This window comes from Paenibacillus tarimensis, from assembly GCF_021532315.1.
In the GTDB taxonomy this organism is placed as follows: domain Bacteria; phylum Bacillota; class Bacilli; order Paenibacillales; family Paenibacillaceae; genus Paenibacillus_I; species Paenibacillus_I tarimensis.
Genome location: NZ_JAKGAO010000034.1, coordinates 1 through 22818, shown reverse-complemented (window position 1 = coordinate 22818; position 22818 = coordinate 1). Strand labels below are relative to the sequence as shown.

Genomic DNA, 22818 nt, shown 5'->3' with positions numbered 1-22818 from the left:
CCGTTTCAAACCGGGTCCCTGCTGTTCAATAAATATAAACCAAACTATATCCCTTAACCGGATAGGAGGAGTTACATCATCATGAAAAAATCTATCGTACTCTTGTTCACCATCGTTATGGCGTTCACCCTTGCGGCGTGCGGCGCTGGCGGGAAAGACAGCAACACAGGCAATGCCGGAGCCGGCAACACAGGGGCTGGCACGAATCAAGGTACAGCTGAGCCAGCTCCTGCAACACCTGATGCAGAGCCTGTTAAGCTGAGCGTTGCTGCTACACCGGTTCCACATGCCGAGATCCTGAACTTCGTGAAGGATTCGCTGCTGGAGCAGGGCGTAGAGCTGGAAGTCGTTGAATTTACTGACTATGTACAGCCGAATGTACAGGTATATGAGAAGCAGCTGGACGCAAACTTCTTCCAGCACGTGCCTTACCTGGAGCAGTTCAACTCCGAGAAGGGCTACGACCTTGTGAAGGTTAACGGTGTTCATATCGAGCCAATCGGCGCTTACTCCAACAAGATCAAGAGTCTGGACGAGCTGACTGACGGTGCCAAGGTTGCCATCCCGAACGATGCAACTAACGGCGGCCGCTCCCTCCTGCTGTTCGCAGCTAATGGCCTGATCACCTTGAAGGATGGCATTGGCGTGGAAGCTACAATCGCTGATATTGTCGACAATCCGAAGAACCTCGAATTCGTTGAGCTTGAAGCAGCTACTCTGCCGCGTGTACTGGATGAAGTGGCACTGGCGGCAATCAACACGAACTATGCGCTTGAAGCCGGCCTGATGCCGACTGAAGATGCAATCATCATTGAGGATTCGAACTCCCCTTACGTGAACATTCTTGCTGCCCGTCCGGACAACAAGGACAGCGAAGCGATCCAGAAGCTTGCCGCTGCACTGAACACGGAGGAAGTCAGACAGTTCATCGAAGAAAAATACAAAGGTGCTGTTGTTCCCGCATTCGAATAAGCCCAGCTTACAGAATGAAGATCAGCAAGCCCAAGCATAACAAGAACCCCTTGGAAACTGCCATCGCAGCCGCCAAGGGGTTCTCTTATGTTTACTGAAAGTCTGCTGTATGCGTCCGTTCCCGTTACTTCGTTTCCGGGCCGGCAGCCTCCACCATCCAGCCGAACGGATCGGCAATGCGACCCTGCTGAATACCCGTCAAGGTATCGTACAGCTTCGCGGACAGCTCGCCCGTCCTGCCGCCGTTGATGACAAGCGGATCATCCTGCCAGTTCAGCTCGCCAATTGGTGAAATCACGGCAGCTGTACCGGTGCCGAAGGCTTCCTCCAGGCGGCCGTCGCGGCCTGCCTCGTACAGCTCCTCAATCGTAATCGCCCGCTCGACAACCTCAATATTCCAGTGGCGAAGCAGCTCGATAATAGATCGTCTGGTAATACCAGCCAGGATACTGCCGTTCAGAACCGGCGTATGCACCTTGCCCTCCAGCTTGAAGAATACGTTCATGCTGCCGACTTCCTCGATATACTTGCGCTGTACGCCATCTAACCACAGCACCTGTGTATAGCCCTTGGCCTTTGCCAGCTCCTGCGCCTTCAGACCGCCGGCATAGTTGCCTGCCGTCTTCGCTTCGCCGACACCGCCTCTGACCGCGCGCACATAATCGCATTCCACATAAATCTTGACGGGGTTAACGCCTTCCGGATAATAGGCCCCTACCGGCGACATGATGATGATGAACTGGTACTCCAGAGAAGGTGATACGCCAAGCTCTGGCTCCGTTGCAATAACGAATGGACGGATATAGAGCGATGTGCCTTCCTCGCTTGGAATCCACTCCCGGTCCACCTCAATCAGCTTGCGTAGCGCTTCAATGGCGATCTCGCCATCCACATCAGGTACGCCGAGCCGCTCATTGGAACGGTTCATCCGTTCAAAATTCAGGTGAGGGCGGAATAACAGGATGCGGCCGTCATCCGTCCGGTATGCTTTCAGGCCTTCGAAGATCGTCTGGCCGTAATGGAATACCTTCGCTGCAGGGTCCAGTGCAATCGGCTGATAGGGAATAACCCGGGGATCGTGCCAGCCGCGGCCTTCTGTGTAATTCATAATAAACATATGGTCGGTAAAATGCTTGCCGAAGCCCAGCTTGCCCTGCTCCGGTTTATTCTTCTTCTTGTTGGTCCGCTCAACTCTGATTTCCGTCATGCCCTGCAACGCCCCTTCTGTTCTAGTTAATTGAATGCTACCACCATATCAGCTATATTGAAAATATCGGTTTTATTCTTTAATGATACCTTTAAGATATACTCCATTGCTATAGACAGGATGTGAATTGTAATGGATCTGCGCCAGCTAAAGTATTTCCTTACCGTTGCGCAGGCAGGCCAGGTAACAAGGGCCGCGAAGCTGCTCAACATGGAGCAGCCGCCCCTCAGCCGCCAGCTGCGGCTGATGGAAGAAGAACTCGGCGTCACCCTGTTCGACCGGAGCGGCAAGCGCTTCAAGCTGACGGAAGCAGGCGAGACACTGCGCCGGAAGGCCGAAATCCTGCTGCAGCAGGTTGACGAGACGATCCGCGAGGTCAAGGAGACGGATGAAGGCCTGCGGGGCAGACTCTCCATCGGCTCTGTCGTCTCCTGCATCTCTCTGCTCCCGCAGCGCATTGAGCAGTTTCGTTCGCAATACCCCCAGGTAACCTTCAAGATTCTGGAGGGTGACCACTTCTATCTCGGCGAGCAGCTGGAGAAGCGGACGATTGAGCTTGTCGTCGCCAGGCTGCCGTTCGAAGCCCAGCCGGCGAACGCACGATACGAGATTCTTCCGCTGCCTTCCGATCCGTTCGTAGCGGTCATTCCCAGCATCTGGACCGGGTTCTCGGGTGTCAGCGCCATTGATATGAAGGAGCTGGCTGACGTGCCCTTCCTGGCGCTGAAGACCGATCAGACAACACGAATGCATGAGCAGGTGATGAGCGAATGCAGACGTCACGGTTTTGAACCAAATATCGTATGCGAGTGCTCAAGCGTTGCTATTATCATGTCGCTGATCGCCGGCGGCATCGGTGCCACTATTTTCCCCAAATCTGTAATGTCTTCATTCCCGTCTGACGTCGTGAAGATGCTGAGCATCCGGGATGCAGACTTTCAATCCGATGTTGGCATTCTGTGGCAGAAGGACCGCTACCTCTCAAGGAGCGCCCGCCGCTTCATTGATAGCTTTCGAGGTATGGCCTGATGAAGACAAACCGCTCAGCAGTGCAATCCATGGAGCAGCCAGACTTGGCTGGCTGCTCCACATCCCCTGCCGGTCAACCGGCAGGGGCTTGTACCACCGCATTCTGCTCGAGCGCATCAGCCTGCTGCTATTGCTTCTGCGCGCCCTCCGGCTGGCTGTCCGCTCCGGATGCATCCGTGCCATACGTCAGGTGACTGTCGAAGGACGGCTGCATCGGTACGATGTGGTAGAAGGTCTTGCCCGGGATGAATGGAAGCTCACTGCCGTCCTTCATGATCCGGATCACATCGTCCCCGCCCCGCTGCCACTCCACTTCAATGACCTTACCGCCCTGGAAGAGCATCGCCGGTCCGCCGCTGTCAAGATCGACTGCCAGACGGCCCACGTTATCCAGTACCTGGTGGGCAGTCCCCAGCACGACCAGATTGGATGCCTTCAGCTGCTCGCTATTGTTCATGTCAACATGAGGCTCGTTATTAACCGAGCGCGCATACAACCGGCTATCCGCATCATATACGTACGAAACCTTATAATTTTGCATCTGGAACATGATCTCCAGCTTGGTCGCATCCTCGCCTGCAGGCATGGCATCCTTCTCGCTGAAGCGATAGACCGGAATCGTCACCGACTCCTCATACTTCTTGCTCGCCGCGCCAGAGCGCAGCTTCTCAATATCCGTGTACAGATTATGAGGCGCCTTGCGCGATTTGTCCCGCCAGAAGTAGCTGCCCGCGTTCGATATCTCGTCCAGGTACGGCTTCTTCTGCCGCTGCAGAATCGCATAGGCGTCATTGCTGGCGCCCGCATGCGAGATAATGGCTTGGTATGATTCAGCCAGATCAATCAGATATGGCCGAATGCTGCGTACCGGTCCGACCGGATCGGTGAACGTGTCGCTCTGGAATACCGCAATCAGCCGTGTAATGCCGCCCTCTGCGAGCACCTCCCAGATCATATCGGCATGCGTAAGTCCCGACTGGGGGCGTGCTTTACTGTGATTATTGATCATAACCGCTACCGGGCGAGCAGTTGGGTCTGCCTGTGTAATCAGTCCAGTGAATGGCGCAACCGGTCCAGTCGGCTCCGGCTCCACAGCAGGCTCATTGTTCACAGCTTCCTCCTCCTGCACCTCCGTCTGGGCAGGCTCTGCGGGCTCACCCGACTGACCGCATGCTGACAGCACCATCGCAGCAGATACCGCGAGCAGCAGCATCAAGCGGATTCTACGCGTTATTCCATTCAATACAATCCCTTCCCTCTCTATAGCCACTTGTGCTCAGTTTCTTACATTAAACCATAGTTAATGGGGTTTGTCCCTATTTGGAACCAAAAAAAGGACGCTCTCCGGCACTTCGCCGGCTGAACGTCCGCTTGTCATTATATGCTCCAGTGATGCCACTCCTGCTGCCGCTTCTGGTGCCGGGCCAGCCATTCCACAGTATGCTGAATCGCCTCTTCCTGATGCCTGCGCGTGGAGTACGTATGATCCGCCTGAAAAATAATCTCCTTGTCGCAGCTTCCCTCCTGGCGAGTCCAGAACACCTTCTGCAGCAGGAAGCTGTAGTCGGCTGGAATCACATCATCGCTGGTTCCGTGCAGCAGCAGCACATCGCCGCTGAAACGTCTGGCTGCCTCGAACGGCTGATGCTCCGACAGCGATTCGAAGAATGCAGGCTGGAAGGTATAACCGGCATAATCGGTGCCGCCCTTTTCAATCGCCTCATCATAGCCCTCACGCCCGATAATGCGGACGATATCATTGAATGGATACCCGACAGCCGACCAGAGGATGAGGCTGCGCACTCTCTTGTCCTTCACGGCCGTGAGCAGAGCTGTTGCACCGCCGAGGCTGTGTCCCAGCAGCGTAATCCGGCTGACATCCACACAGTCCATATCATGCAGGTAATCAAGCGCTGTTCTCGTCTGGTTGATCATTGAATCGAGGCCGAGTGCACCGTAATCGCCCGTACTTTCGCCACAACCGGCATAATCGAAGCGAAGCACATAGTATCCCGCCTCCGACAGCGCCCTTGCCGTCTTCACGAACAAGCGGTCGACACCAATCCGGCTTCCGACAAAGCCGTGGCAGATGATGACCGCCGGAGCCTTGCAGCCGTGACGCTCGTCATCGATCCGGGGATAATGCAGTGTTGCCGCAAGCTCCAAGCCTTCGTGACGCAGTACAATTGTCTTCTCCATGTTACGAATCATCCTCCCGAATATCGCACGCCGGCCGTCCAGCCCTGCTGCGCTGCCAGCGGTCATCCTTCTATCATTTATCCCTTACGGGAAAGCTATTCCCATCTCTAAAATACAATTCCAATAAGATTACTTGGATATAACTATATCGCCATTCTGTGTCTCTGTCAATCCTTACCGGACTAATTTAGTACGGACGCAAAAAATAAAATATCTGACCTTAACCAGTCAGATATTGCTTAGGGGTCAACCCAGTGCTTACTCTCCTACTAACTCGAACAGTTCAGCAACCAGAATGGTATTGTCATTCAGATCAATACCGCTGTCAGCCCAGGCGATTCGGTGATCCTCTTGAAACTGCTTCACGTCCTCACCATTCCCCTCTCCTCTAACCAGACGGCTATCGGGCTTGCCAAACGTTGTCTCAATAACGGCATGAAGCCTCACTCTGCACCTTATGTTCCCCTGCTTATCGCATACGGACAGAACCTCCCCAATGGGTTCGTACACTTCCTTCAGCTCCTCTGCCGAGTACTGCTCTTTAGGTGCACAGGTTGCAGTCTTCCTGCCTTCTATGATCTGCTGGATTAACAGCTCTCCGAGCCCGTTATCACCTTCCCAGCCGAAAATCATCTTATAGTCTTTATTGCTTGCCGGCATATCAATTACCCCTAACGCAATATCATATTTAATAAACTTACGTGACAAACGGGCAAGGAGCCCATTCCGCTCCTTGCCCGTTCCTCTGACAATTTACCAGCGCTGCGGTGGAGGCGGCGGCGGTATATATCCGTCCCGGTTAGCGCGGTCAGGCTGGATAGCCAGAACCAATAGAATCAGTGCTGTAATCCAGTGCATGATCATACCCACAATCGGAATCCATCCGATCAGAGAGGTTGCGATACCTGCCCCGCTGCCCACAAAGCTCTTCCGGTCACGCAGGCAGAGCACTAACGTCACGATATGCAGGAAGAACATCACCCACAGCGGTGTCCAGCCCATCGCGATAATGAAGGCACCGCCAAGCAGCGGAATGCCCAGAAAAGCCTCTGCCAAACAAGTCACCCACAGCATTATTCTTGCCGGACTCATCAACATCTCTCCCTCACCCCAGGGTTATGTCCATACCCCGCGGTTATGCTCCTATTTTCACCGTTCCGCAAACCTGCCGGCGGATAAGTGTTACCTTACAATACGTATAATCTATGTTCCGGTTACAACGGATTCCGGAGCGGCTGTCATTACGATGCAGACCGGCTTAGCCGTTTTGTACGGAGGCCCGGCAGGCACCGCCATGCCCTGCTGATCGAGCCGCAGCACAACGATGGAATCCGTATCCTGGTTAGCTGCCAGCACATGCCTGCCGTCCGGGGCTACTGCAAAATTGCGCGGCGTCATGCCACCGGTCGATATATGGCCCGCCGGCTTAAGACGTCCGTCTTCCTCCAGCTCATATACAGCCAGGCTGTCATGGCCCCGGTTGGAGCCATACAGATACTTGCCGTCCACACTCAGGTGGATGTCAGCAGCCGTGCTTTCTTTATCAAAGGACAGCGGAAGCATCGGGATCTTCTGCAGCTGCTCGCCTGTCACCCGCCCGCTTTCCTCGTCTCTGTTAAAGGAGAAGACAGTAATGGTGGAGCTCAGCTCCTCCAGTACGTAGAGCAGCGGCAGCTCGTGGTGGAAACAGGCATGGCGCGGCCCCGCTCCCGGCTCGCATACGAGCTCGCCAACGGGCTGAAATGCGCCCGTCCCCGGATCATTCGTATAGGTAACGACCCGGTCGGTGCCGAGATCCGGCACAATCCGGTACTCTCCAGACGGATCACTGATGATTGAATGCGGATGCGGCTTCGTCTGGCGGTGCGGATGGATGCTTGATCCCTCATGCTGAACAAAATCCGTCATCGGCATGATCGAGCCATCCTGGCCGATTGGATGGACACATACGCCGCCGCTCTCATAATTAACTGCATACAGCCACCCTCCATTCGGGTCCAGACTGAGATGACAGGGCGCATCCCCTTTTGTCTTCTGGCGGTTGACCAGCTCCATACTGCCTGTCTCCCGGTTGACGCGAATCGATACGACATCCCCGTCCTCGTTCTCGCTGACGGCATACAGAATGTACCTCTTCTCGTCAAAAGCCAGGAATGATGCGTTGGACACGCCTCTTATTCCGCTGTGCTGTTCCAGCTTACCCGTCTCGGAGTCAAATTTTAGAACATTAATGCCTTGTGCCTCCGCTTCTGCGTAAGATCCTGTAAAAACCAGCCAATACCGCTGATCTGCCGGTTTCATGCTGTTCAGAGTCAACCCTACCGCCTCCTCTTCTTGTTATGTATCCATTCTTCCCTAGTACCCGTCTGCTGTTAATCTAAACCCTGTCATACCTTCACTGTACCATTTTCTGGCGCTGGTGTGAAAGGCAGTCCTGCTGCCAATACATACCTCTAACCATAAAGCCGTTTCCTTTATTGGGTCAATGGCACATCCGCCTTCACTGATAACTTCCAGCATGCCGCATATACAAGAAAGACTCCCGAGTTGATAGAAGAGATATCTTCTGTCATTCGGAAGTCTTGTAGAGTCATGATAGACGAGTATTCATGCAGGATACGTGCGCCCCTTAAGGCGCCGTCTCCAGGAACTTCGTGGTCGGGTTCTTATCCATCGCGGTCCGCATCGCATATTCATTCTCGAACAGCGCGACATAATTGCCCTTCTTGTCCTTCACAAGCGTAGAGTTAATCCGGTATTTGGACGGATCGACATTGTCATCGACAATCCAGCGCGCGAACTGGAATGTCATCCGGTGCAGCTGGATATCAACGCCGTACTCACCCTTCATCCGGTACTCGAACACCTCGAACTGCAGCTGGCCCACAACGCCCAGAATTATCTCTTCAAAACCGCTGGTCGTATGGAACACCTGGATGGTGCCCTCCTCTGTCAGCTGGTCGATCCCCTTCTGGTACTGCTTGTGCTTCAGCGCGTTCTTGACGGTTACCTTGGCGAAAATCTCCGGCGAGAACGTTGGCAGCTCGTCGAAGACCACCTCCTTGCCCTGCGACAGCGAGTCGCCGATCCGGAAGATGCCGGGATCGAACAGGCCGACAATGTCGCCGGGATAAGCGGATTGAACAATATCGCGGTCCTGCGCCAGGAACTGCTGCGGCTGCGACAGCTTGATCTCCTTGCCAGCGCGCACATGCTTGACGCTCATCCCGCGGTCGAACCGTCCCGAGCAAACCCGCAGGAATGCGATCCGGTCACGGTGGGCCGGGTTCATGTTCGCCTGAATTTTGAAGATATAGCCGCTGAACTTCTCCGATACCGGCTCGATCTCCCCTTCGGTCGACTTGCGCGGTGTTGGAGACGGCGCAAGCTGCAGGAAGTTCTCCAGAAACGTCTGCACACCGAAGTTATTAACTGCGCTGCCGAAGAAGACCGGCGTCAGCTCGCCGCGGCGCACCTTCTCATAATCGAACTGGTCACCGGCAACGTCCAGCAGCTCCAAATCCTGCTTAAGCTGGTCGTGCATGAACTCCCCGGCCATCTCGCGGATGATCGGATCGTTGTAGTCCTCCACCTTGCGAACCTCAATCTTGGTATGGTCCTTGCCCTGGAACAGCTCGACCTGATTCTTCATCCGGTCATAGACGCCGCACAAGTCCCGGCCCATGCCGATTGGCCAGTTCATGGGAACGGACCGGATGCCGAGAACCCGCTCAATCTCTTCCATCAGATCGAACGGGCTCTGGCCTTCACGGTCCAGCTTGTTAATGAAGGTGAAGATCGGAATGCCCCGCTTGCTGCATACCTGGAACAGCTTGATCGTCTGCGCCTCGACGCCCTTGGCGACGTCGATCAGCATGACCGCGCTGTCAGCAGCTGTCAGCGTCCGGTAGGTGTCCTCACTGAAATCCTGGTGACCAGGCGTATCCAGAATGTTGACCCGGTGTCCGTTGTAATCGAACTGCATGACACTGGAGGTAACCGAGATGCCGCGCTGCTTCTCGATCTCCATCCAGTCGGATGTGGCATGGCGGCTCGCCTTCCGTGCCTTGACCGTACCGGCTTCCCGGATAGCTCCCCCGAACAGGAGGAGCTTCTCGGTAAGTGTGGTTTTACCCGCGTCCGGGTGTGAGATGATCGCAAACGTGCGTCTGCGATCGACTTCTGATTTTATTTCTTCCGTTAACGGTTTACTCATCGTGTTATCCCTTCATCTTAAGCATTGGCGATCAGGAAGGCCCTCGCCGGCGCGCCATCAATTCCCGTCAGCTTGAGCGGGGCGATGACCATGAAATACGTGCCCGGCAGGACATCCTTGAGCCGAAGCCCTTCCGCGATAATGATATTGTTGCGGAACAGCGGACGGTGCGTTGTATATTCCGGCTGCGCGCGCTCAATGCCGAGCGAGTCGATCCCGACGCCGCGGATGCCCGCTTCGATCAGGTAGCGTGCGCCGTCTTCCTTCACATAGATAAATTCCGGATCGAACGCATCGGTGAACGAATTCTTCGTCTTCAGCAGCACCCATTCACCCTTCTGCAGGTTATGCGGCTCAAGATCCTCCCGCGTAATGCCGTCCTCGACATGTGTCAGATCCAGCACCCGGCAGGTGCCGACAAGCTGCTCCAGCCCGATCGTCTCAACCGTAGCGCCATCCTCCAGCATATGCAGCGGAGCATCAATATGCGTGCCGCCGTGGCAGTCTACGTCGATCCGTGTTTCATGCGTCTTGCCCGTTTGAAAATTCGAGGAGTTGTAGATTTTGGGCTTCTTTTCCTCTTTATTCTTGTAGACAGGCATGCTGTCTTCAATGGTCATGGAAATATCGATAATTTTGAACATCGTGGAGCCCTCCTCCTTATTTGCCCGAGTTGCTGATCCAAACGACGTTATCTTCTTCCTGGCCGTTAACCGGCCACCAGTGGTAACCGTCCTCAGCCAGCAGCCTGTCTGCCTGCTGCGGGCCCCATGAGCCAGCGGCGTATTGCATCAGATCGGAAGTCGACTCCCGCCATGCAGCGGCAATCTTGTCTACGAACGTCCAGGCATGGGACACCTCATCCCAGCGGGTGAAATAAGTCGAGTCGCCCTGTACCGCATCGTGAAGCAGCGTTTCGTAGGCTTCCGGTGTATTGATGCCCACCTGACAGCTCTGGCAGAATTCCATCGCGACCGGCTGGATCTGCGAATCCGTACCCGGCTTCTTCGCGTTGATCTTGATGTAGATACCCTCCATCGGATTGACGCGAATAACAAGCAGGTTCGGCTGAAGGGAATGCTTCCGCGAGAACAGAACATTATCCGGGGCGTTCTTGAACTCGATGACAACCTCGGTTGTCTTGACCGGCAGGCGCTTGCCTGTCCGGATATAGAACGGCACACCGGCCCAGCGGAAGTTGTCCACGAACACCTTCGCCGCAAAATAGGTTTCCGTGGTCGATTCCGGATTAACGGAATCTTCCTCGCGGTAGCCCTTCAGCTCCTTGCCCTTCAACGAGCCTTTCGCATACTGGCCGCGCACCACGCGCTTGCGCACATCATCAGATGACGCAAACTGGCGGAGCGAGCGGAGCACCTTCACCTTCTCATCGCGGATATCCTCCGGATGCTCCCGGCTTGGCGGCTCCATGGCAATCATCGTCAACATCTGCAGCATGTGGTTCTGGCCCATGTCGCGGAGTGCGCCTGACTTGTCATAGTAACCGCCGCGGTCTTCAACGCCAACGGTCTCGGACAGTGTGATCTGCACATTGGCAATATGATCCCGGTTCCAGAGCGGCTCGAAGAATGCGTTCGCGAAGCGGATAACTTCAATGTTCTGAACCATTTCCTTGCCCAGATAGTGGTCGATCCGGTAGATCTCTTCTTCCTTAAATACCTGGCTGAGCTGCTCATTAAGCAGCTGTGCGGACGGCAGGTCATAACCGAACGGCTTCTCGATGACCAGTCTGTGCCAGCCTGGCGACTGCAGCAGACCGCCTTCGCGCAGGTTGAACGATACCGGGCCAAACAGCTCAGGAGCAAGCGCCAGATAGAACAGGCGGTTGCCCTTAATGTCGAATTTGCGGTCCAGCTCTTCCGACAGCACATTCAGCTCACGGAAACCGTCCACGTTGTTAATGTCAAGCGACATGTAGACAAAATGCTGCGCGAACCGGTTCCACAGCTCGGCATCAGTTGCCTTATAGCGGCAGAACTCATTGATCGAATCGTACAGGTCGCTGCGGAACTGGTCGTTCGTACGGGGACGGCGGGCCAGACCCACAACAGCAAAATCCTCCGCAAGCTTGCCTTCTTTATACAGACTGAACAGCGCAGGGAAAAGCTTGCGCTTGGCCAAATCTCCAGTTGCTCCGAACAGATAAAAAACGGCGCCGGATGGTGCCGGCATTTGCCCTTGATTGTATTGTTCTGTCATAATCCTCATTCTTTCCTTTATGTATTTTTAAGTATTGACAGACCGTCATTTCATGATATGTAGTTTAACATACTCGAATGAGAATCGCTATTAATGACGCTATAAAAATAATTGATGAAGATTGAAAAAACCGCGAATATATCAGGTTAAGCCAGGGATAAAGGCGGAGACTCCGGTAACGCCCGCCGCGGACTCATCCATCCCGTTGTACCAGAGAAGGGAGGGTTATGGCACCCTGCTGTAATCCCCTGTTATAAGCGGCACGCCGCCCGTCAGCTGCAAGCGTCCCGCCTCCCTGTCCCAGTGAGAGGCCAGCTGCAGATTAACCTTGTTATCCCCGCTGTATGTGTACAACCTCAGACCGGATGTAAAATAAACATCACTGGCTGTTCCTCCGCCGTCATAGGACTCCACTCTGCTGGCATCCGCAGCTTCTGCAATCCGTTCACCCGACCCCACCGAACGCGCTTCCCCGCGGAATGTCAGGCTTCTCCCCGCCGATGCGTCCAGCAGACTGTCGATCAGGCTGATCCGCTGCAAAAAATCTGACCTTGCAAGCCCCGGACTGCCCTCGAAGAGCAGGACAGACCGGGAGTCGTGCTCCTCAGCCTCCACTTCTGTTTCTGTTACCCCAGGCTGGCTGCTCTCTGCTCCGCTGCTTCCCGCTTCGCCGCCCGGCAAACCGATACCCTCTTCCCGCCATAAGAGGACGCGAAACAGCGGTCCGTCCTGCTCAGCCCGGTCTTTGCTAGATGGCGTCAGCTCCAGCTTCTTCATCAGTACCGCTGTCTCTTCCGCTGTCATGCTGCTGTCCCATCGTGCGGACCATCCTGCTTTCTCCGCTCCTCCTGCCAATTCATCATCCGCCCAGTCCCACAGCTTGGCTGCATCTTCCCGGAGGGAGCCGTTCGTACCCGATATCCCGGGAGCGAGTCCTTCACCGCCGGGCTGGCGGCTCATCCATACGGCTGCTGCCGCCGCGACTAGCAGCACAGCAAGCGCTATGAAAATCCCTTTCGGGCTGCCGCCGGCCGGGCGGCGCTGTCCTTTTCGGCTGGTTACAAGGTGTTGTTCCAAGTTATAATTCCCCTCTTTCATCCATCTCATTAGGTATTCTGCTTCAACACTTGGGTATCTGACCATACGCATACGCCCCTGGGTGAATACACTGTGTGCAAGAAGCCTTACTGGAGGTGTAATAACCAACATGCAGCCCATCTATCCGCTTACTGAAGAGAGAGTCCGCGGTTTCTGCGGCAATCTTGTCTGTGTTGTCATGCAGGATGGCACCAGGCATGTCGGCTTCCTCAGCACTTGCCAAGGCGGGAAGCTGACGCTTAATGGAGACGCCGCTCCGGCAGTCCAGGGGAAGCCTTCGGGAACCCGCAGGAAGAGCTCACGTCTTAGCAGCCAAGCGTCACGTACAGCTGGGAAGAAGAAACGGAGCGGCAAGAAGGCCGGTTCCGCACAGACCCTTGCCTACCCTTACGGCTATGGCTATGGCTACGGCTACGGCTATCCCGGCGCTTACCCTTATGGCGCCGCAGTTACGCTTGATCTCGCCCTGATCGCCCTCTTGCTGCTCGTACTGTAGCTGACTGGTCGCACGGCGACCCGGCCCTCAGGCCGGGAACTACATAATCTGCACATGAATCCTAGAGCGAGCCTGATTTCCCCTCCTTAACTTAAACCTTGCTCTTGCATATACACGAACTTCATTTACATGTTCAGCATGACGATATACAGTTTAAGTTAGCTATTCGAATATAAGCCCCCGGAGGTGAACACGTGATGCATATTCCACCATTGTCCAGAGGCATACACCCCCTTGGCACGTTTGATCCCATACAGCCGTATTCTCCACATGCGGGCAATCCATACCGGAATCGGGATAAGCATACGCCGAACCCGCCAGCCGGCAAGAATGCGCCTTGGTCAAGACAAGCCAAACAGGCTGCTACCGGAGCCGCAGCATGGCTTCAGGCCGCCATGGATGCGGAGGCCGCATTCCGGCTTGTAACCTCCCCCGCCACTTCAGCATGGGAGCAGCCCGTCGTTCAGACCAGCGACCCTGATTCGGTTACAGGAAGCGCTTCGTATGAAGCTGCCGCCCGGTTAATCTCCGTTCAGGCCGAGCAGCTTGCTGTGGGACAGATGAACAAGGGGTACACCCTGCCTAGAGACGGCAGCTCCATTGTCGAACCGGGGCTTCACACCCTGCTTCTGTCTGCCGGAGGACAATCCGTTGAAGCCTCGGTCATGATTTCTCCATCCGATACTAACGCGCATGCGCTGGCCAAAATCCGCAGTGTCATTCTATCTGCTGACATTGGGCTAACTGCCGAAGTGGAAGCCGACAAACAAGAGCGGACGGTCCGGTTAGAGATCACCGGTACGCTTACAGGCGAAGGGGAAAGATTCTCGATCGCTGACCACATCGGCAGTGCGGCTGCCTCAAGCGGCATACAGAATGTGGCTAGAGAAGCCGGCAACGCCCGCTTCCGTATAGACGGCAGTCCGCCGGTTGATGCCCCTTCCAATACCGTGAGCTTGTATGGCGGCACCGTGAGGCTTACCTTTCATCAGGTTACGGAAGAAGCCGTTCATGTCAGGATCGGGCCTGATCTGAAGGCGGTGGCCGAACAGCTGGAGGCCGCCATCCTTAAACTATCAGCACTCGCTGCCGTGTTTGACCGTTATGCCGGTTACCTGCATGACAGCCTGCCGGGCAGGCTCGAAGCGGCAGTCTTCACCACTGAGGCTGCTCAGCTCGGCATATCGAAGAATGAGAACGGCCATGCCGTGCTGAATACCGGCCTGCTGATGAAGCTCGCCGAGGTCTCGCCTGAGCTCGTACGATTCCAGATGCGGGATGTGACCGGCTGGGCGGAGAATGTCCAGAAGCTGCTGCAGCAGTTCCGCGAGCTGCCAGTCGTTGAATTGCTCGACCCTAATGCCCCGGCGCTATCCGGTTACACGCTCTACAGGCCGGGGCGGGAAGTGCACTGGCAGCTGCCAACCTATGGCCTGGTCGTCAATGATTTGTCCTGAGCAGACCCGCATCACCAGCCACGCCGTAATTATGAAGATTAGATGAAATAAGTAAGCCTTTACAAGCACGATGCCGGTTGGCTCTCAGGTGTCTTGTAAAGGCTGTTTGGTTTACGTATATCTGCCGCTATTCTTTATTCATGAAGCGGTCCGAGCAGCAAGACTGATACCTCGGCGCCCGCTTCAGCGCCTGCCGGACCTGCTGGTATACGGACAAGCGCATTGGCCTCTGGCAGAGAGGCCATCATGCTCGACTTGTTAAAGGCGAGCAGATCAGCTGTCCACCTGCCATCCCGCTCTCCAAGAACCGCCCGTACATACCGGTCATGCGGAGAGCCCTTGCCGACCGAAGCGCCCAAGCGGGCATTGACGGTCCGGTGCAGCGGTGAGCTGCTGCCCTGCATCCGGCGAAGGGCCGGGCGGACGAACAGCTCGAAGCCCACATGACAGGCTCCCGGGTTGCCTGACAGCGCCCACAACGGCTTTCCGTTCACCATTGCCGCTGAGGTGGGGCTTCCGGGACGCATGGCTACCTTATCGAACAGCAGGCCATGGGCTGCGGCTTCCGGCATAACAGCATCCGCCCTATTGCTGGCACCGCCGCGAAGCTTCCTCATGATGACAGCCATGACGTCATAATCGCCCACCGATACGCCGCCGGTCGTAATAACGGCGTCGGCCTCATCCAGAGCGGCTTCGAGCGCGAGCGATACAGCCGCCGGGTCATCGGCGAGGCGGCCGAGCGGGAGCGCTTCGCCGCCGCAGCTCTCCACCAGCGCGGCGATCATCGCGCTGTTGCTGTCACGGATGCGGCCCGGCTCCAGCGGAGCCCCGACCGGCAGCAGCTCTGTTCCGGTCGCGAAGATCGCAACGCGCGGCCGCCTGTGCACCTGCAGCTCGGCATATCCGAAGGTGCCGAGATGCGCGATGTGGCCGGGCCCGAGACGTGTGCCGGGCCTGGCGATCACTGCGCCGCGGCGGAACTCCTCTCCGCGCGGCGCTACATTCTGGCCCGGGAGGGCCGGTGCTTTCACAAGCACCGACCGGGGCCCGGGCTCTGCTGCTTCTGCGGTCTGCTCCAGCATGACGACAGCATCTGCCCCTGCAGGCACTGCCGCGCCAGTCATGATGCGCACGGCTGTGCCCGGCTGCACGGTCCCGGCGTAGACCTGCCCCGCCGCCACCGTGCCGGTCACGCGCAGCACCGCCGGCTGCTCGGCGGTCGCCTGCGCCGTATCCGCGGCATGGACCGCATACCCGTCCATGCCTGCGCGCGCGAAGGGCGGCCAGTCCACAGTCGCTTCGCATGACTGTGCCAGATACCGGCCGCCGCAGCGCCACAGCGCAGCTGTCTCCGGCGGAAGCGGCTGCACCGCTTCCAGCACTCTCCGCTGCGCTTCGGCGACCTTCACGGCGCGGCGGTTAAACCGCGCCTCTCCCTGCAAACTCACGATCTCCCTGCCTCCTTCGGCTTCCCGGCAGGAATCCTCCACTGCCCGTTCCCTTGCCGCTCACGGGCAGAATCCGCTACAATTACGCTGAGGTGAACGAATGAAGAAGCCTTCCAATTGGACTATTATCCTGATTATGCTTTCCTTTACCGCTGTCATCGTCGGACAAGCCTTAACCAAGCAGGTTCCTAACGCATCGCTCATCGGGTGGAGCGTTGGACTGCTGTTCCTGTTTGGTTCGGCCTTTGCCGCTTCCTTGACTTTTCGCAGCGATGAAGATGAATAGTTCTCTTATTCCAGAGGAGCGCATACCGCTTCCTGTCTACCTACCAGTTTAGCAGAAAGCAGCAGCTCTTGAAACGACCAGTGGCCATGCAGCCTGGCTTCCGCCTGCTTCATCCCATCAAAAAAACCGGCCCGCCCTGTCAGCGAACCGGCCATAAGCCATTCTTATGTATAGGTAATCATGTATCCTACTCTATCAAGCAACCGGAGGAACTGCCCATGCCCCAACCTGCACTCCATCCGCCCGTCATCCAGATCGCCGGCTACAAGAACAGCGGCAAAACTACCCTGCTCTGCCGGCTCGTAGAACGGATAAAGGCAGACGGACTCACCGTCGGCACGGTCAAGCATGATGCCCACGACTTTACCATGGATCAAGACGGCACAGATACGTGGCAGCATCAGCAAGCTGGTGCCGATATAACCGCCATCTCGTCCTCCCGCAGGACAGCCTGGCTTATGAACCGGCCTGCAGAACTTCATGAGCTTATTACGGGTATGCAGGAGGTTGATATTATCCTGGCAGAAGGCTTCAAAACAGCTCCCTACCCCAAGCTCATTCTGCTTCGCCAGGAGACCGATCTAGAGCTTCTCCAGCTAGACAATGTCATTGCCGCCGTACAATGGCCTGCTTTTCCCGCTGCTCAAAACCTGCCGAATCTCGGCCTTCCTGTTCTCGCTATAGATGATCTCGAGCCGCTGTACCGTCTTGTACGCACCCTAGCAGGCGTCTAATTCCCAAACGAACTACTCCGCTATCCCGTGCTTATGGGCATAAATTGCCGCCTGCGTCCGGTCATCGACCTCCAGCTTGGCCAGAATATTCGTAATATGATATTTTACCGTCTTGATGCCGATGAAGAGGTCGTCAGCGATTTCCTGATTCGGCTTGCCCTTGGCAAGCAGCTGCAGCACTTCCATCTCACGTTCGGTAAGATCTTCATGGAGAGGCTTTTGCTCCGGCTTCTTCGGCTCGCGGAAGCGGCTCATCATTTTGACTGCCACCTGCTGCTCCAATACCGATTGACCGCGGGCGGCCGCACGGATCGCATCGGCGATTTCGTTCGCGCGGGAAGTTTTGAGGAGATAAGAGAACGCACCCGCCTCCAGCACCGGATACATTTTACTGTCGTCTATGAAGCTTGTGAGCACGATAACTCGGCATTCCGGATAAAGCTCTAGCAGCTTACGGGTCGTCTCTACACCGTCCATACCTTCCATTACCAGATCCATCAGTACGACATCAGGCTTGTAAGCTTGAGCAAGGCGAATGCCATCCTGTCCATTGCTCGCCTCGCCGACCACCTCAATGCCTTCCTCCGTATCCAGCACAGCGGCCAGACCAATCCGTACCATCTCATGATCATCAACAAGCAGCACCTTAATAGGCTCTTCCATCCTATACACCTTCTCCTCTTTCGTTCAAAATAACCGGTACCCACACCTCGATGCTCGTTCCATCACCTGGTGACGATACGATCTGGAACGATCCGCCCATCTCCGTTACGCGCTCTTCCATGGTCAAGAGCCCGTATGACGTCTGCTTCTTCTCTTCCAGGTCAAATCCGACTCCATCATCCCGCAGGGTCAGCCTAACCTGATGCCCGTATACGTGAAGCCCGATCTCCATTTTCTCCGCTTTTGCATGACGTAGCGTATTTGACAGCGCCTCCTGCACGATCCGGAACAGATGATCTTCGACCTGGGGCATCATAACGATGGATTCATCCATGTCTAACGATATAGCCATCGGTACCTTCTGCTTCAATTCCTCCAGCAGCGCTTCGAGTGCCTGCGGCAGATTCTTGCCTTCTAGATGAACCGGACGAAGATGAAGCAGCAGCGCACGCATTTCAGACTGGGCGACTGAGGCCATTTCCTCGATCAGCTCAACCTGACGCTTGGCACGTTCAAAATCCTTATCCAGCGTCCGCTTCACAGCCGTTGCTGTCATGGATATGGCGAACAACTGCTGACTTACCGCGTCATGCAGCTCTCGGGCAAGCCGCTGGCGTTCCTCGATCACCGCAGAGAACTTTACCTTCTCCGTCCGTACCTTCTCCTCCAGTGTTTCTTCTTCATCATCCTGTCCGGTATCATCCCGGTCTGTAATGGTTACGGATCGACGCTTCCACCGCTGCTGTTCGGCCAGTCGCAGCAAGGTTTCCTTCAGCTTCAGGTTCTGGAGGTAACCATAGACAGCAGCCGTTATAAGCCCCAAACCGATAACTGCTAAGACGACCGCCGCCGCTTTCCCCTGCAGGAAAAAGATCTGTACAACGCCCATACCCTGCAGTACTAATACAAGCAGCCCTGTAATAATAAGCAGCCATATCATCGTCTCTGCTATATTGGGCTTCATTGATCTGGCAGGCTTCAATGGCGGCTTAACAGGCTTCGGCTGTTCCTTTTGCGCGGTTGGCGCTGAAGGTGAATGAACCCCAGTCTGTCCGTCGGCCATTTTCTTGATCCCCCTTCATGAGGCTGCAAGCAGCCATCTATATCTGTACTGCAGCCATCTCTGCTGCTGAAGCTCACATGGATGGCGACTATATTATGTATAGGCACAATAAATGCTGATTAATCTATATAACGAGCTTTAATAACCCAAAGTTTCAGTCATCTGACTGCCGCCCAGCCTATCTGACAAGAGACAGCCGCGGCTGCCTGGTAAGGCGCCGCGGCATGGTCTCCGCCTATTTCCTATCAGATGCAAGGTACACCGTACAAGGCTTATTCTTGGTCAGTTTTTTTGTCTAACGACGGACCATTGAGCTTGCTCTTAAGCGCCTGGAGCTGCTCTTCGACCTTCATCTGCTTCTCCGCATCTGCGGCACTGTACAGAGGTGTCGAGGATGTTCTCAGCATGCCGGGAACACGGAGTACATCTGCTTCGGCTTCCATCTGCATGATTTTCTCTTCCATCCGGTTGAAGCCTCTCGAAGCATTGCCGCTCTCGATGGAATGTGTGCTGCTGATCTGCGACATTTGCTTCTGTGCTTTCGCCATTTGTGCACGAGCTGCCAGCTCATTGCGCTTGTTGCGCAGCTGATAAAACTCTTCCTTCATTTCATGCAGCTGAGCCATCAGCTCATCTGCCTGCGTTTTGGCCTGGGCATGAAGATCACTATACTCCGAAGTCTTCTGATCGAAGAAGATTTTCTCTTCCAGCATCTTACGTGCCAGCTCTTCATGACCACTGCGCATAGCCTGTTCTGCCTTGCTTTCACGGTCCATTGCACTGCGTGCCGCTTCTTCATAGCGCTGTCTCATACGGCGCTCGTTGGCCATTTGCTTGGCAACAGTTACCTCAGCCTGATGAATCTCACTTTCCATATCCCGAATGTATTGGTTCAGCATAACAACCGGGTCTTCCATTTTATCCAGAAGATCGTGAAGCGAAGCCTTTGTCATATCCTTCATGCGTTTAAAAATTCCCATTGTGTTATTCTCCCTTCTCGTATTTCGCGAGTTTAGCTTTCAGTTCTTCAAGTTCCCTGCGAAGTGCTTTCTTCTCCAGATCATCCATCATGGAATCAAGATCGCCGGGACGAGGCGGCTGGTTGTGCTGACCTTGACTATTGCTGCCCTGCCAATTATTCCAGCCAGGACCCGGTTGGTTCGGGTTTTGGCTGTAATAGCCGCCGCCAGGCGCTTGATAGCCACCACCGCCGCCGTAACCAGGGCCACCACCATAACCGTTGAAACCGCCCTGCCCGAAGTTGTTATACATATTCGGTTCCTTCGGCACAACAAGTGCTGCCAGGATATAAACTAATATGAACGCTCCGCTTGTAAACACGGCCAGCACGATAGCCAGGATCCGGATGAGTGTTCCATCTACGCCCATTGCATCGGACAGCCCCCCGCACAACCCGAATAGCTTCTTGTCCCGCGTGGACCGGTACAATTTTCTCAAGTGATTCACCCCTCCTTCTCAAGTTTACGCTTAAGCTGCTCCAGTTCCCGCTCGATTGCGGATTGAGCCGAGCTGTTTGAATGCATGCCGTAATCCTGCCCTGCCCGGCGAAGATCACGCAGGCTTCTAGCCTCATGCTCCATATCGCTAATACGGTCATCCAGCTTACGGAACATGCCTTCCGGCTGTCCGCCAGGGCCGCCGCCATAATATCGCTGGTTCATCCGCTGCTGCAGGCGCAGCGACTCCATACGTGCCGCATAAAACTCCCGCTTGTCATATACCGATTGGTACTCGCTGCGCAGCTCGCGCAGCAGGTCTTCGAGCTCGCTCACATTTTGCTGAGCTTGCTCATATAGCTCTTTATATTGAGCCGCATTCTGCTCATGGCTTGCTTTTTCCTGCAGTGCAATCCGTGCGATATGTTCCTCACCGGCCTTTAAAGCCGTGATTGCCTGCTGCTCTCTTTTCTCTCTCTGCTGCTCAGCCTGCAGCCACTGCATCTTCAAGTGGTTAGCATGACCGGCATATTGCTGGTACAGCTTCTCAGCCTGGATGATCTCTTCACGGGTTGACCATAAGAACTGGTCAATTAACCGTACCGGATCTTCAGCTTTCTCTAATCGTTCGTTCAATGTTGCTACCGTGATATCTCGTATGCGCCGCATTAAGCTCATCTTTTATATCCTCCGATTCCTTTAACGTTTGCTATCAGAACGCCCGGTTCTTGCTCTTAAACAAGGATACGCCGCCGACGATTAAAGCAATTGCGATCACAAGCATAATCAAGCCGGACAGCTTGGCAAGCAAGGAGATCAAGCCGATTGTCAGCAAGACCGCTCCGACGATTTTCTTGTCATTCTTCATCCCAACGATACCGAGACCAATCAGAATGAAGGGGAAGATATAACCGAATATGGGGCCCAGCGTAATGCCAAGCATATTCAACACCATCCAACCTCCACAAAATACGAGCACTGCACCAATTGCTGTTTTACTATTCATTTATGCTCACCGCCTTTCCCTTCGTTGTATGTCGTTTGCTTATGTTCTTATTGTAGGTGATATTATGATTCCGCAAAACAGACCTGCGTCGGTTTCTGATACTAGACCTTGGACGGGGAAGTCAGGACCAGCAGTCTTAGAGCTTCACAGCCTTTCTCGAGATAACAGCAGCATTACGAAAGGAGCCATGAAGAAGACAACAAAAAAGCCCCCTGAAATGATTCATTTCAGAGAGCATTGTTAATTCTATATAATGGTACCGGCGAGAGGACTCGAACCTCCACCCTTTCGGACTCGATTTTGAGTCGAGCGCGTCTGCCATTCCGCCACGCCGGCTTAAATAAAAAAAATGGCGTGCCCTAAGAGATTCGAACTCCTGACCTTTTGATTCGTAGTCAAACGCTCTATCCAGCTGAGCTAAGGGCACACGTTGTGAAAAATAGTGGAGGCGCCACCCAGATTCGAACTGGGGGTAAAGCTTTTGCAGAGCTCTGCCTTACCACTTGGCTATGGCGCCAGATAAAAAAATGGAGCGGAAGACGGGAATCGAACCCGCGACCCTCGCCTTGGCAAGGCGATGCTCTACCGCTGAGCCACTTCCGCGTTAATGGCTGGGGATCTAGGATTCGAACCTAGGCATGACGGAGTCAAAGTCCGTTGCCTTACCGCTTGGCTAATCCCCAACATTTTAGATTTAGTTGTAATGGGGCGATCGATGGGACTTGAACCCACGAATGCCGGAGCCACAATCCGGTGCGTTAACCCCTTCGCCACGACCGCCATACTATTCAATTGGCAGGGGCAGCAGGAATTGAACCCACACTAACGGTTTTGGAGACCGCTGTTCTACCTTTAAACTATGCCCCTAAGGTAAACTGGTGGAGGATGATGGATTCGAACCACCGAACTCGTCAGAGAACAGATTTACAGTCTGCTGCGTTTGGCCACTTCGCTAATCCTCCAAGGTGGTGCCGGCGAGAGGACTTGAACCCCCAACCTACTGATTACAAGTCAGTTGCTCTACCAATTGAGCTACACCGGCATATGCAATTCCTTCAAACTTACATGGTGGCTCGGGACGGAATCGAACCGCCGACACGAGGATTTTCAGTCCTCTGCTCTACCAACTGAGCTACCGAGCCATGATGGTAATGGCGGAGCTGACGGGATTCGAACCCGCGGTCTCCTGCGTGACAGGCAGGCATGTTAGGCCTCTACACCACAGCTCCAGAGTATGGACTTCGGAATAACTCCGATGGTAAAG

24 protein-coding genes and 11 tRNA genes are annotated in these 22818 nt (G+C 55.0%); 6 read left to right on the top strand and 29 right to left on the bottom strand.

Annotated features, from left to right (window positions below; translation table 11 throughout):
• Positions 1–81: 81 nt before the first annotated feature.
• Positions 82–972, top strand: coding sequence for a MetQ/NlpA family ABC transporter substrate-binding protein (locus L1N82_RS22135; RefSeq protein ID WP_235289617.1), 891 nt, complete (start codon positions 82–84; stop codon positions 970–972).
• 124 nt (positions 973–1096) lie between these two features.
• Here L1N82_RS22135 and L1N82_RS22130 read toward each other — a convergent pair whose 3' ends face one another.
• Positions 1097–2179, bottom strand: coding sequence for a branched-chain amino acid aminotransferase (locus tag L1N82_RS22130; protein ID WP_235289616.1), 1083 nt, complete (start codon positions 2177–2179; stop codon positions 1097–1099).
• A 132-nt stretch (positions 2180–2311) separates the two neighbouring features.
• On the opposite strand from L1N82_RS22130, the gene L1N82_RS22125 reads away from it, so the two are divergent.
• A complete protein-coding gene (locus L1N82_RS22125; RefSeq protein WP_235289615.1) occupies positions 2312–3208 on the top strand; it encodes a LysR family transcriptional regulator in 897 nt (298 codons plus the stop codon).
• Positions 3209–3335: 127 nt separating this feature from the next.
• On the opposite strand, the gene L1N82_RS22120 is transcribed toward L1N82_RS22125, so the two are convergent.
• The 9 genes from L1N82_RS22120 to L1N82_RS22080 all read right to left on the bottom strand — a co-directional run bounded on the left by L1N82_RS22120 (position 3336) and on the right by L1N82_RS22080 (position 12920).
• A complete protein-coding gene (locus L1N82_RS22120) occupies positions 3336–4451 on the bottom strand; it encodes a DUF3048 domain-containing protein (protein WP_235289614.1) in 1116 nt (371 codons plus the stop codon).
• A gap of 134 nt (positions 4452–4585) precedes the next feature.
• Complete coding sequence (locus L1N82_RS22115) at positions 4586–5407, bottom strand: alpha/beta hydrolase (protein ID WP_235289613.1); 822 nt, start codon at positions 5405–5407, stop codon at positions 4586–4588.
• Between the two features lie 258 nt (positions 5408–5665).
• Positions 5666–6067, bottom strand: coding sequence for an ASCH domain-containing protein (locus tag L1N82_RS22110; RefSeq protein ID WP_235289612.1), 402 nt, complete (start codon positions 6065–6067; stop codon positions 5666–5668).
• Positions 6068–6160: 93 nt separating this feature from the next.
• Positions 6161–6499 (bottom strand): hypothetical protein, encoded by a 339-nt coding sequence (locus L1N82_RS22105; protein WP_235289611.1) that lies wholly within the window; start codon positions 6497–6499, stop codon positions 6161–6163.
• Positions 6500–6610: 111 nt separating this feature from the next.
• Entirely contained in the window at positions 6611–7723 is a 1113-nt protein-coding gene (locus L1N82_RS22100; protein WP_235289610.1) for a lactonase family protein, read from the bottom strand.
• Positions 7724–8036: 313 nt separating this feature from the next.
• A complete protein-coding gene (locus L1N82_RS22095) occupies positions 8037–9623 on the bottom strand; it encodes a peptide chain release factor 3 (RefSeq protein ID WP_235289609.1) in 1587 nt (528 codons plus the stop codon).
• A gap of 17 nt (positions 9624–9640) precedes the next feature.
• On the bottom strand, positions 9641–10267 hold the full coding sequence (locus L1N82_RS22090; protein ID WP_235289608.1) for a cyclase family protein: 627 nt from the start codon (positions 10265–10267) through the stop codon (positions 9641–9643).
• A 16-nt stretch (positions 10268–10283) separates the two neighbouring features.
• A complete protein-coding gene (zwf, locus tag L1N82_RS22085) occupies positions 10284–11843 on the bottom strand; it encodes a glucose-6-phosphate dehydrogenase (RefSeq protein ID WP_407946804.1) in 1560 nt (519 codons plus the stop codon).
• 225 nt (positions 11844–12068) lie between these two features.
• Positions 12069–12920, bottom strand: coding sequence for a hypothetical protein (locus L1N82_RS22080; RefSeq protein WP_235289606.1), 852 nt, complete (start codon positions 12918–12920; stop codon positions 12069–12071).
• 130 nt (positions 12921–13050) lie between these two features.
• Here L1N82_RS22080 and L1N82_RS22075 point away from each other — a divergent pair, with 130 nt between their 5' ends.
• Positions 13051–13437, top strand: a complete 387-nt coding sequence (locus L1N82_RS22075; protein WP_235289605.1) for a hypothetical protein — start codon at positions 13051–13053, stop codon at positions 13435–13437.
• Positions 13438–13631: 194 nt separating this feature from the next.
• Positions 13632–14894, top strand: a complete 1263-nt coding sequence (locus L1N82_RS22070) for a hypothetical protein (protein WP_235289604.1) — start codon at positions 13632–13634, stop codon at positions 14892–14894.
• A gap of 134 nt (positions 14895–15028) precedes the next feature.
• Here L1N82_RS22070 and L1N82_RS22065 read toward each other — a convergent pair whose 3' ends face one another.
• Positions 15029–16345, bottom strand: a complete 1317-nt coding sequence (locus L1N82_RS22065; protein ID WP_235289603.1) for a molybdopterin molybdotransferase MoeA — start codon at positions 16343–16345, stop codon at positions 15029–15031.
• A 100-nt stretch (positions 16346–16445) separates the two neighbouring features.
• On the opposite strand from L1N82_RS22065, the gene L1N82_RS22060 reads away from it, so the two are divergent.
• Positions 16446–16631 carry a hypothetical protein gene (locus L1N82_RS22060; RefSeq protein ID WP_235289602.1) on the top strand — a complete coding sequence of 62 codons (186 nt, stop codon included), beginning with the start codon at positions 16446–16448 and terminating at the stop codon, positions 16629–16631.
• 5 nt (positions 16632–16636) lie between these two features.
• Here the strand turns inward: L1N82_RS22060 and L1N82_RS22055 are convergent, their stop codons facing one another.
• Positions 16637–16786, bottom strand: coding sequence for a hypothetical protein (locus tag L1N82_RS22055; protein WP_235289601.1), 150 nt, complete (start codon positions 16784–16786; stop codon positions 16637–16639).
• Between the two features lie 63 nt (positions 16787–16849).
• Between L1N82_RS22055 and mobB the strand changes: the two genes are divergently transcribed.
• Complete coding sequence (mobB, locus tag L1N82_RS22050) at positions 16850–17365, top strand: molybdopterin-guanine dinucleotide biosynthesis protein B (RefSeq protein ID WP_235289600.1); 516 nt, start codon at positions 16850–16852, stop codon at positions 17363–17365.
• 12 nt (positions 17366–17377) lie between these two features.
• On the opposite strand, the gene L1N82_RS22045 is transcribed toward mobB, so the two are convergent.
• From L1N82_RS22045 to L1N82_RS21965, 17 genes are all read right to left on the bottom strand, one after another.
• Positions 17378–18028, bottom strand: a complete 651-nt coding sequence (locus L1N82_RS22045) for a response regulator (protein ID WP_235289599.1) — start codon at positions 18026–18028, stop codon at positions 17378–17380.
• 1 nt (position 18029) lies between these two features.
• On the bottom strand, positions 18030–19091 hold the full coding sequence (locus tag L1N82_RS22040) for a sensor histidine kinase (RefSeq protein WP_235289598.1): 1062 nt from the start codon (positions 19089–19091) through the stop codon (positions 18030–18032).
• A 272-nt stretch (positions 19092–19363) separates the two neighbouring features.
• The gene (locus tag L1N82_RS22035; RefSeq protein WP_235289597.1) at positions 19364–20071 is read right to left on the bottom strand and encodes a PspA/IM30 family protein; all 708 of its coding nucleotides are present in this window, start codon (positions 20069–20071) and stop codon (positions 19364–19366) included.
• Positions 20072–20075: 4 nt separating this feature from the next.
• Positions 20076–20558 (bottom strand): PspC domain-containing protein, encoded by a 483-nt coding sequence (locus L1N82_RS22030; RefSeq protein WP_235289596.1) that lies wholly within the window; start codon positions 20556–20558, stop codon positions 20076–20078.
• Positions 20555–21226 (bottom strand): PspA/IM30 family protein, encoded by a 672-nt coding sequence (locus L1N82_RS22025; RefSeq protein WP_235289595.1) that lies wholly within the window; start codon positions 21224–21226, stop codon positions 20555–20557. Before L1N82_RS22025 ends, L1N82_RS22030 begins: the two co-directional genes overlap by 4 nt.
• 34 nt (positions 21227–21260) lie before the next feature.
• Positions 21261–21554: a LiaF transmembrane domain-containing protein gene (locus tag L1N82_RS22020; protein WP_235289594.1), complete on the bottom strand. Its 294-nt coding sequence runs from the start codon at positions 21552–21554 to the stop codon at positions 21261–21263.
• Between the two features lie 254 nt (positions 21555–21808).
• Positions 21809–21890, bottom strand: a tRNA-Leu gene (locus L1N82_RS22015).
• A 14-nt stretch (positions 21891–21904) separates the two neighbouring features.
• Positions 21905–21981 (bottom strand) — tRNA-Arg (locus L1N82_RS22010).
• Between the two features lie 16 nt (positions 21982–21997).
• A tRNA-Cys gene (locus L1N82_RS22005) sits at positions 21998–22071 on the bottom strand.
• Positions 22072–22082: 11 nt separating this feature from the next.
• Positions 22083–22157, bottom strand: a tRNA-Gly gene (locus L1N82_RS22000).
• 5 nt (positions 22158–22162) lie between these two features.
• Positions 22163–22237, bottom strand: a tRNA-Gln gene (locus L1N82_RS21995).
• A gap of 21 nt (positions 22238–22258) precedes the next feature.
• Positions 22259–22334 (bottom strand) — tRNA-His (locus L1N82_RS21990).
• A gap of 13 nt (positions 22335–22347) precedes the next feature.
• Positions 22348–22421, bottom strand: a tRNA-Trp gene (locus L1N82_RS21985).
• Between the two features lie 9 nt (positions 22422–22430).
• Positions 22431–22516 (bottom strand) — tRNA-Tyr (locus L1N82_RS21980).
• A 4-nt stretch (positions 22517–22520) separates the two neighbouring features.
• A tRNA-Thr gene (locus L1N82_RS21975) sits at positions 22521–22596 on the bottom strand.
• Between the two features lie 24 nt (positions 22597–22620).
• Positions 22621–22696, bottom strand: a tRNA-Phe gene (locus L1N82_RS21970).
• Positions 22697–22706: 10 nt separating this feature from the next.
• Positions 22707–22783 (bottom strand) — tRNA-Asp (locus tag L1N82_RS21965).
• Between the last annotated feature and the right edge of the window lie 35 nt (positions 22784–22818).

Excerpts from the sequence above, each read along its gene's own strand:
- L1N82_RS22110 (WP_235289612.1), bottom strand. The coding sequence starts at position 6,067 with ATGCCGGCAAGCAATAAAGACTATAAGATGATTTTCGGCTGGGAAGGT.
- L1N82_RS22040 (WP_235289598.1), bottom strand. The coding sequence starts at position 19,091 with ATGGCCGACGGACAGACTGGGGTTCATTCACCTTCAGCGCCAACCGCG.
- L1N82_RS22060 (WP_235289602.1), top strand. The coding sequence starts at position 16,446 with ATGAAGAAGCCTTCCAATTGGACTATTATCCTGATTATGCTTTCCTTT.
- mobB (WP_235289600.1), top strand. The coding sequence starts at position 16,850 with ATGCCCCAACCTGCACTCCATCCGCCCGTCATCCAGATCGCCGGCTAC.
- L1N82_RS22090 (WP_235289608.1), bottom strand. The coding sequence starts at position 10,267 with ATGTTCAAAATTATCGATATTTCCATGACCATTGAAGACAGCATGCCT.
- L1N82_RS22035 (WP_235289597.1), bottom strand. The coding sequence starts at position 20,071 with ATGGGAATTTTTAAACGCATGAAGGATATGACAAAGGCTTCGCTTCAC.
- L1N82_RS22105 (WP_235289611.1), bottom strand. The coding sequence starts at position 6,499 with ATGAGTCCGGCAAGAATAATGCTGTGGGTGACTTGTTTGGCAGAGGCT.
- L1N82_RS22135 (WP_235289617.1), top strand. The coding sequence starts at position 82 with ATGAAAAAATCTATCGTACTCTTGTTCACCATCGTTATGGCGTTCACC.
- L1N82_RS22020 (WP_235289594.1), bottom strand. The coding sequence starts at position 21,554 with ATGAATAGTAAAACAGCAATTGGTGCAGTGCTCGTATTTTGTGGAGGT.
- L1N82_RS22130 (WP_235289616.1), bottom strand. The coding sequence starts at position 2,179 with ATGACGGAAATCAGAGTTGAGCGGACCAACAAGAAGAAGAATAAACCG.
- L1N82_RS22115 (WP_235289613.1), bottom strand. The coding sequence starts at position 5,407 with ATGGAGAAGACAATTGTACTGCGTCACGAAGGCTTGGAGCTTGCGGCA.
- L1N82_RS22075 (WP_235289605.1), top strand. The coding sequence starts at position 13,051 with ATGCAGCCCATCTATCCGCTTACTGAAGAGAGAGTCCGCGGTTTCTGC.
- L1N82_RS22025 (WP_235289595.1), bottom strand. The coding sequence starts at position 21,226 with ATGAGCTTAATGCGGCGCATACGAGATATCACGGTAGCAACATTGAAC.
- L1N82_RS22125 (WP_235289615.1), top strand. The coding sequence starts at position 2,312 with ATGGATCTGCGCCAGCTAAAGTATTTCCTTACCGTTGCGCAGGCAGGC.
- L1N82_RS22055 (WP_235289601.1), bottom strand. The coding sequence starts at position 16,786 with ATGGCCGGTTCGCTGACAGGGCGGGCCGGTTTTTTTGATGGGATGAAG.
- L1N82_RS22095 (WP_235289609.1), bottom strand. The coding sequence starts at position 9,623 with ATGAGTAAACCGTTAACGGAAGAAATAAAATCAGAAGTCGATCGCAGA.
- zwf (WP_407946804.1), bottom strand. The coding sequence starts at position 11,843 with ATGACAGAACAATACAATCAAGGGCAAATGCCGGCACCATCCGGCGCC.
- L1N82_RS22045 (WP_235289599.1), bottom strand. The coding sequence starts at position 18,028 with ATGGAAGAGCCTATTAAGGTGCTGCTTGTTGATGATCATGAGATGGTA.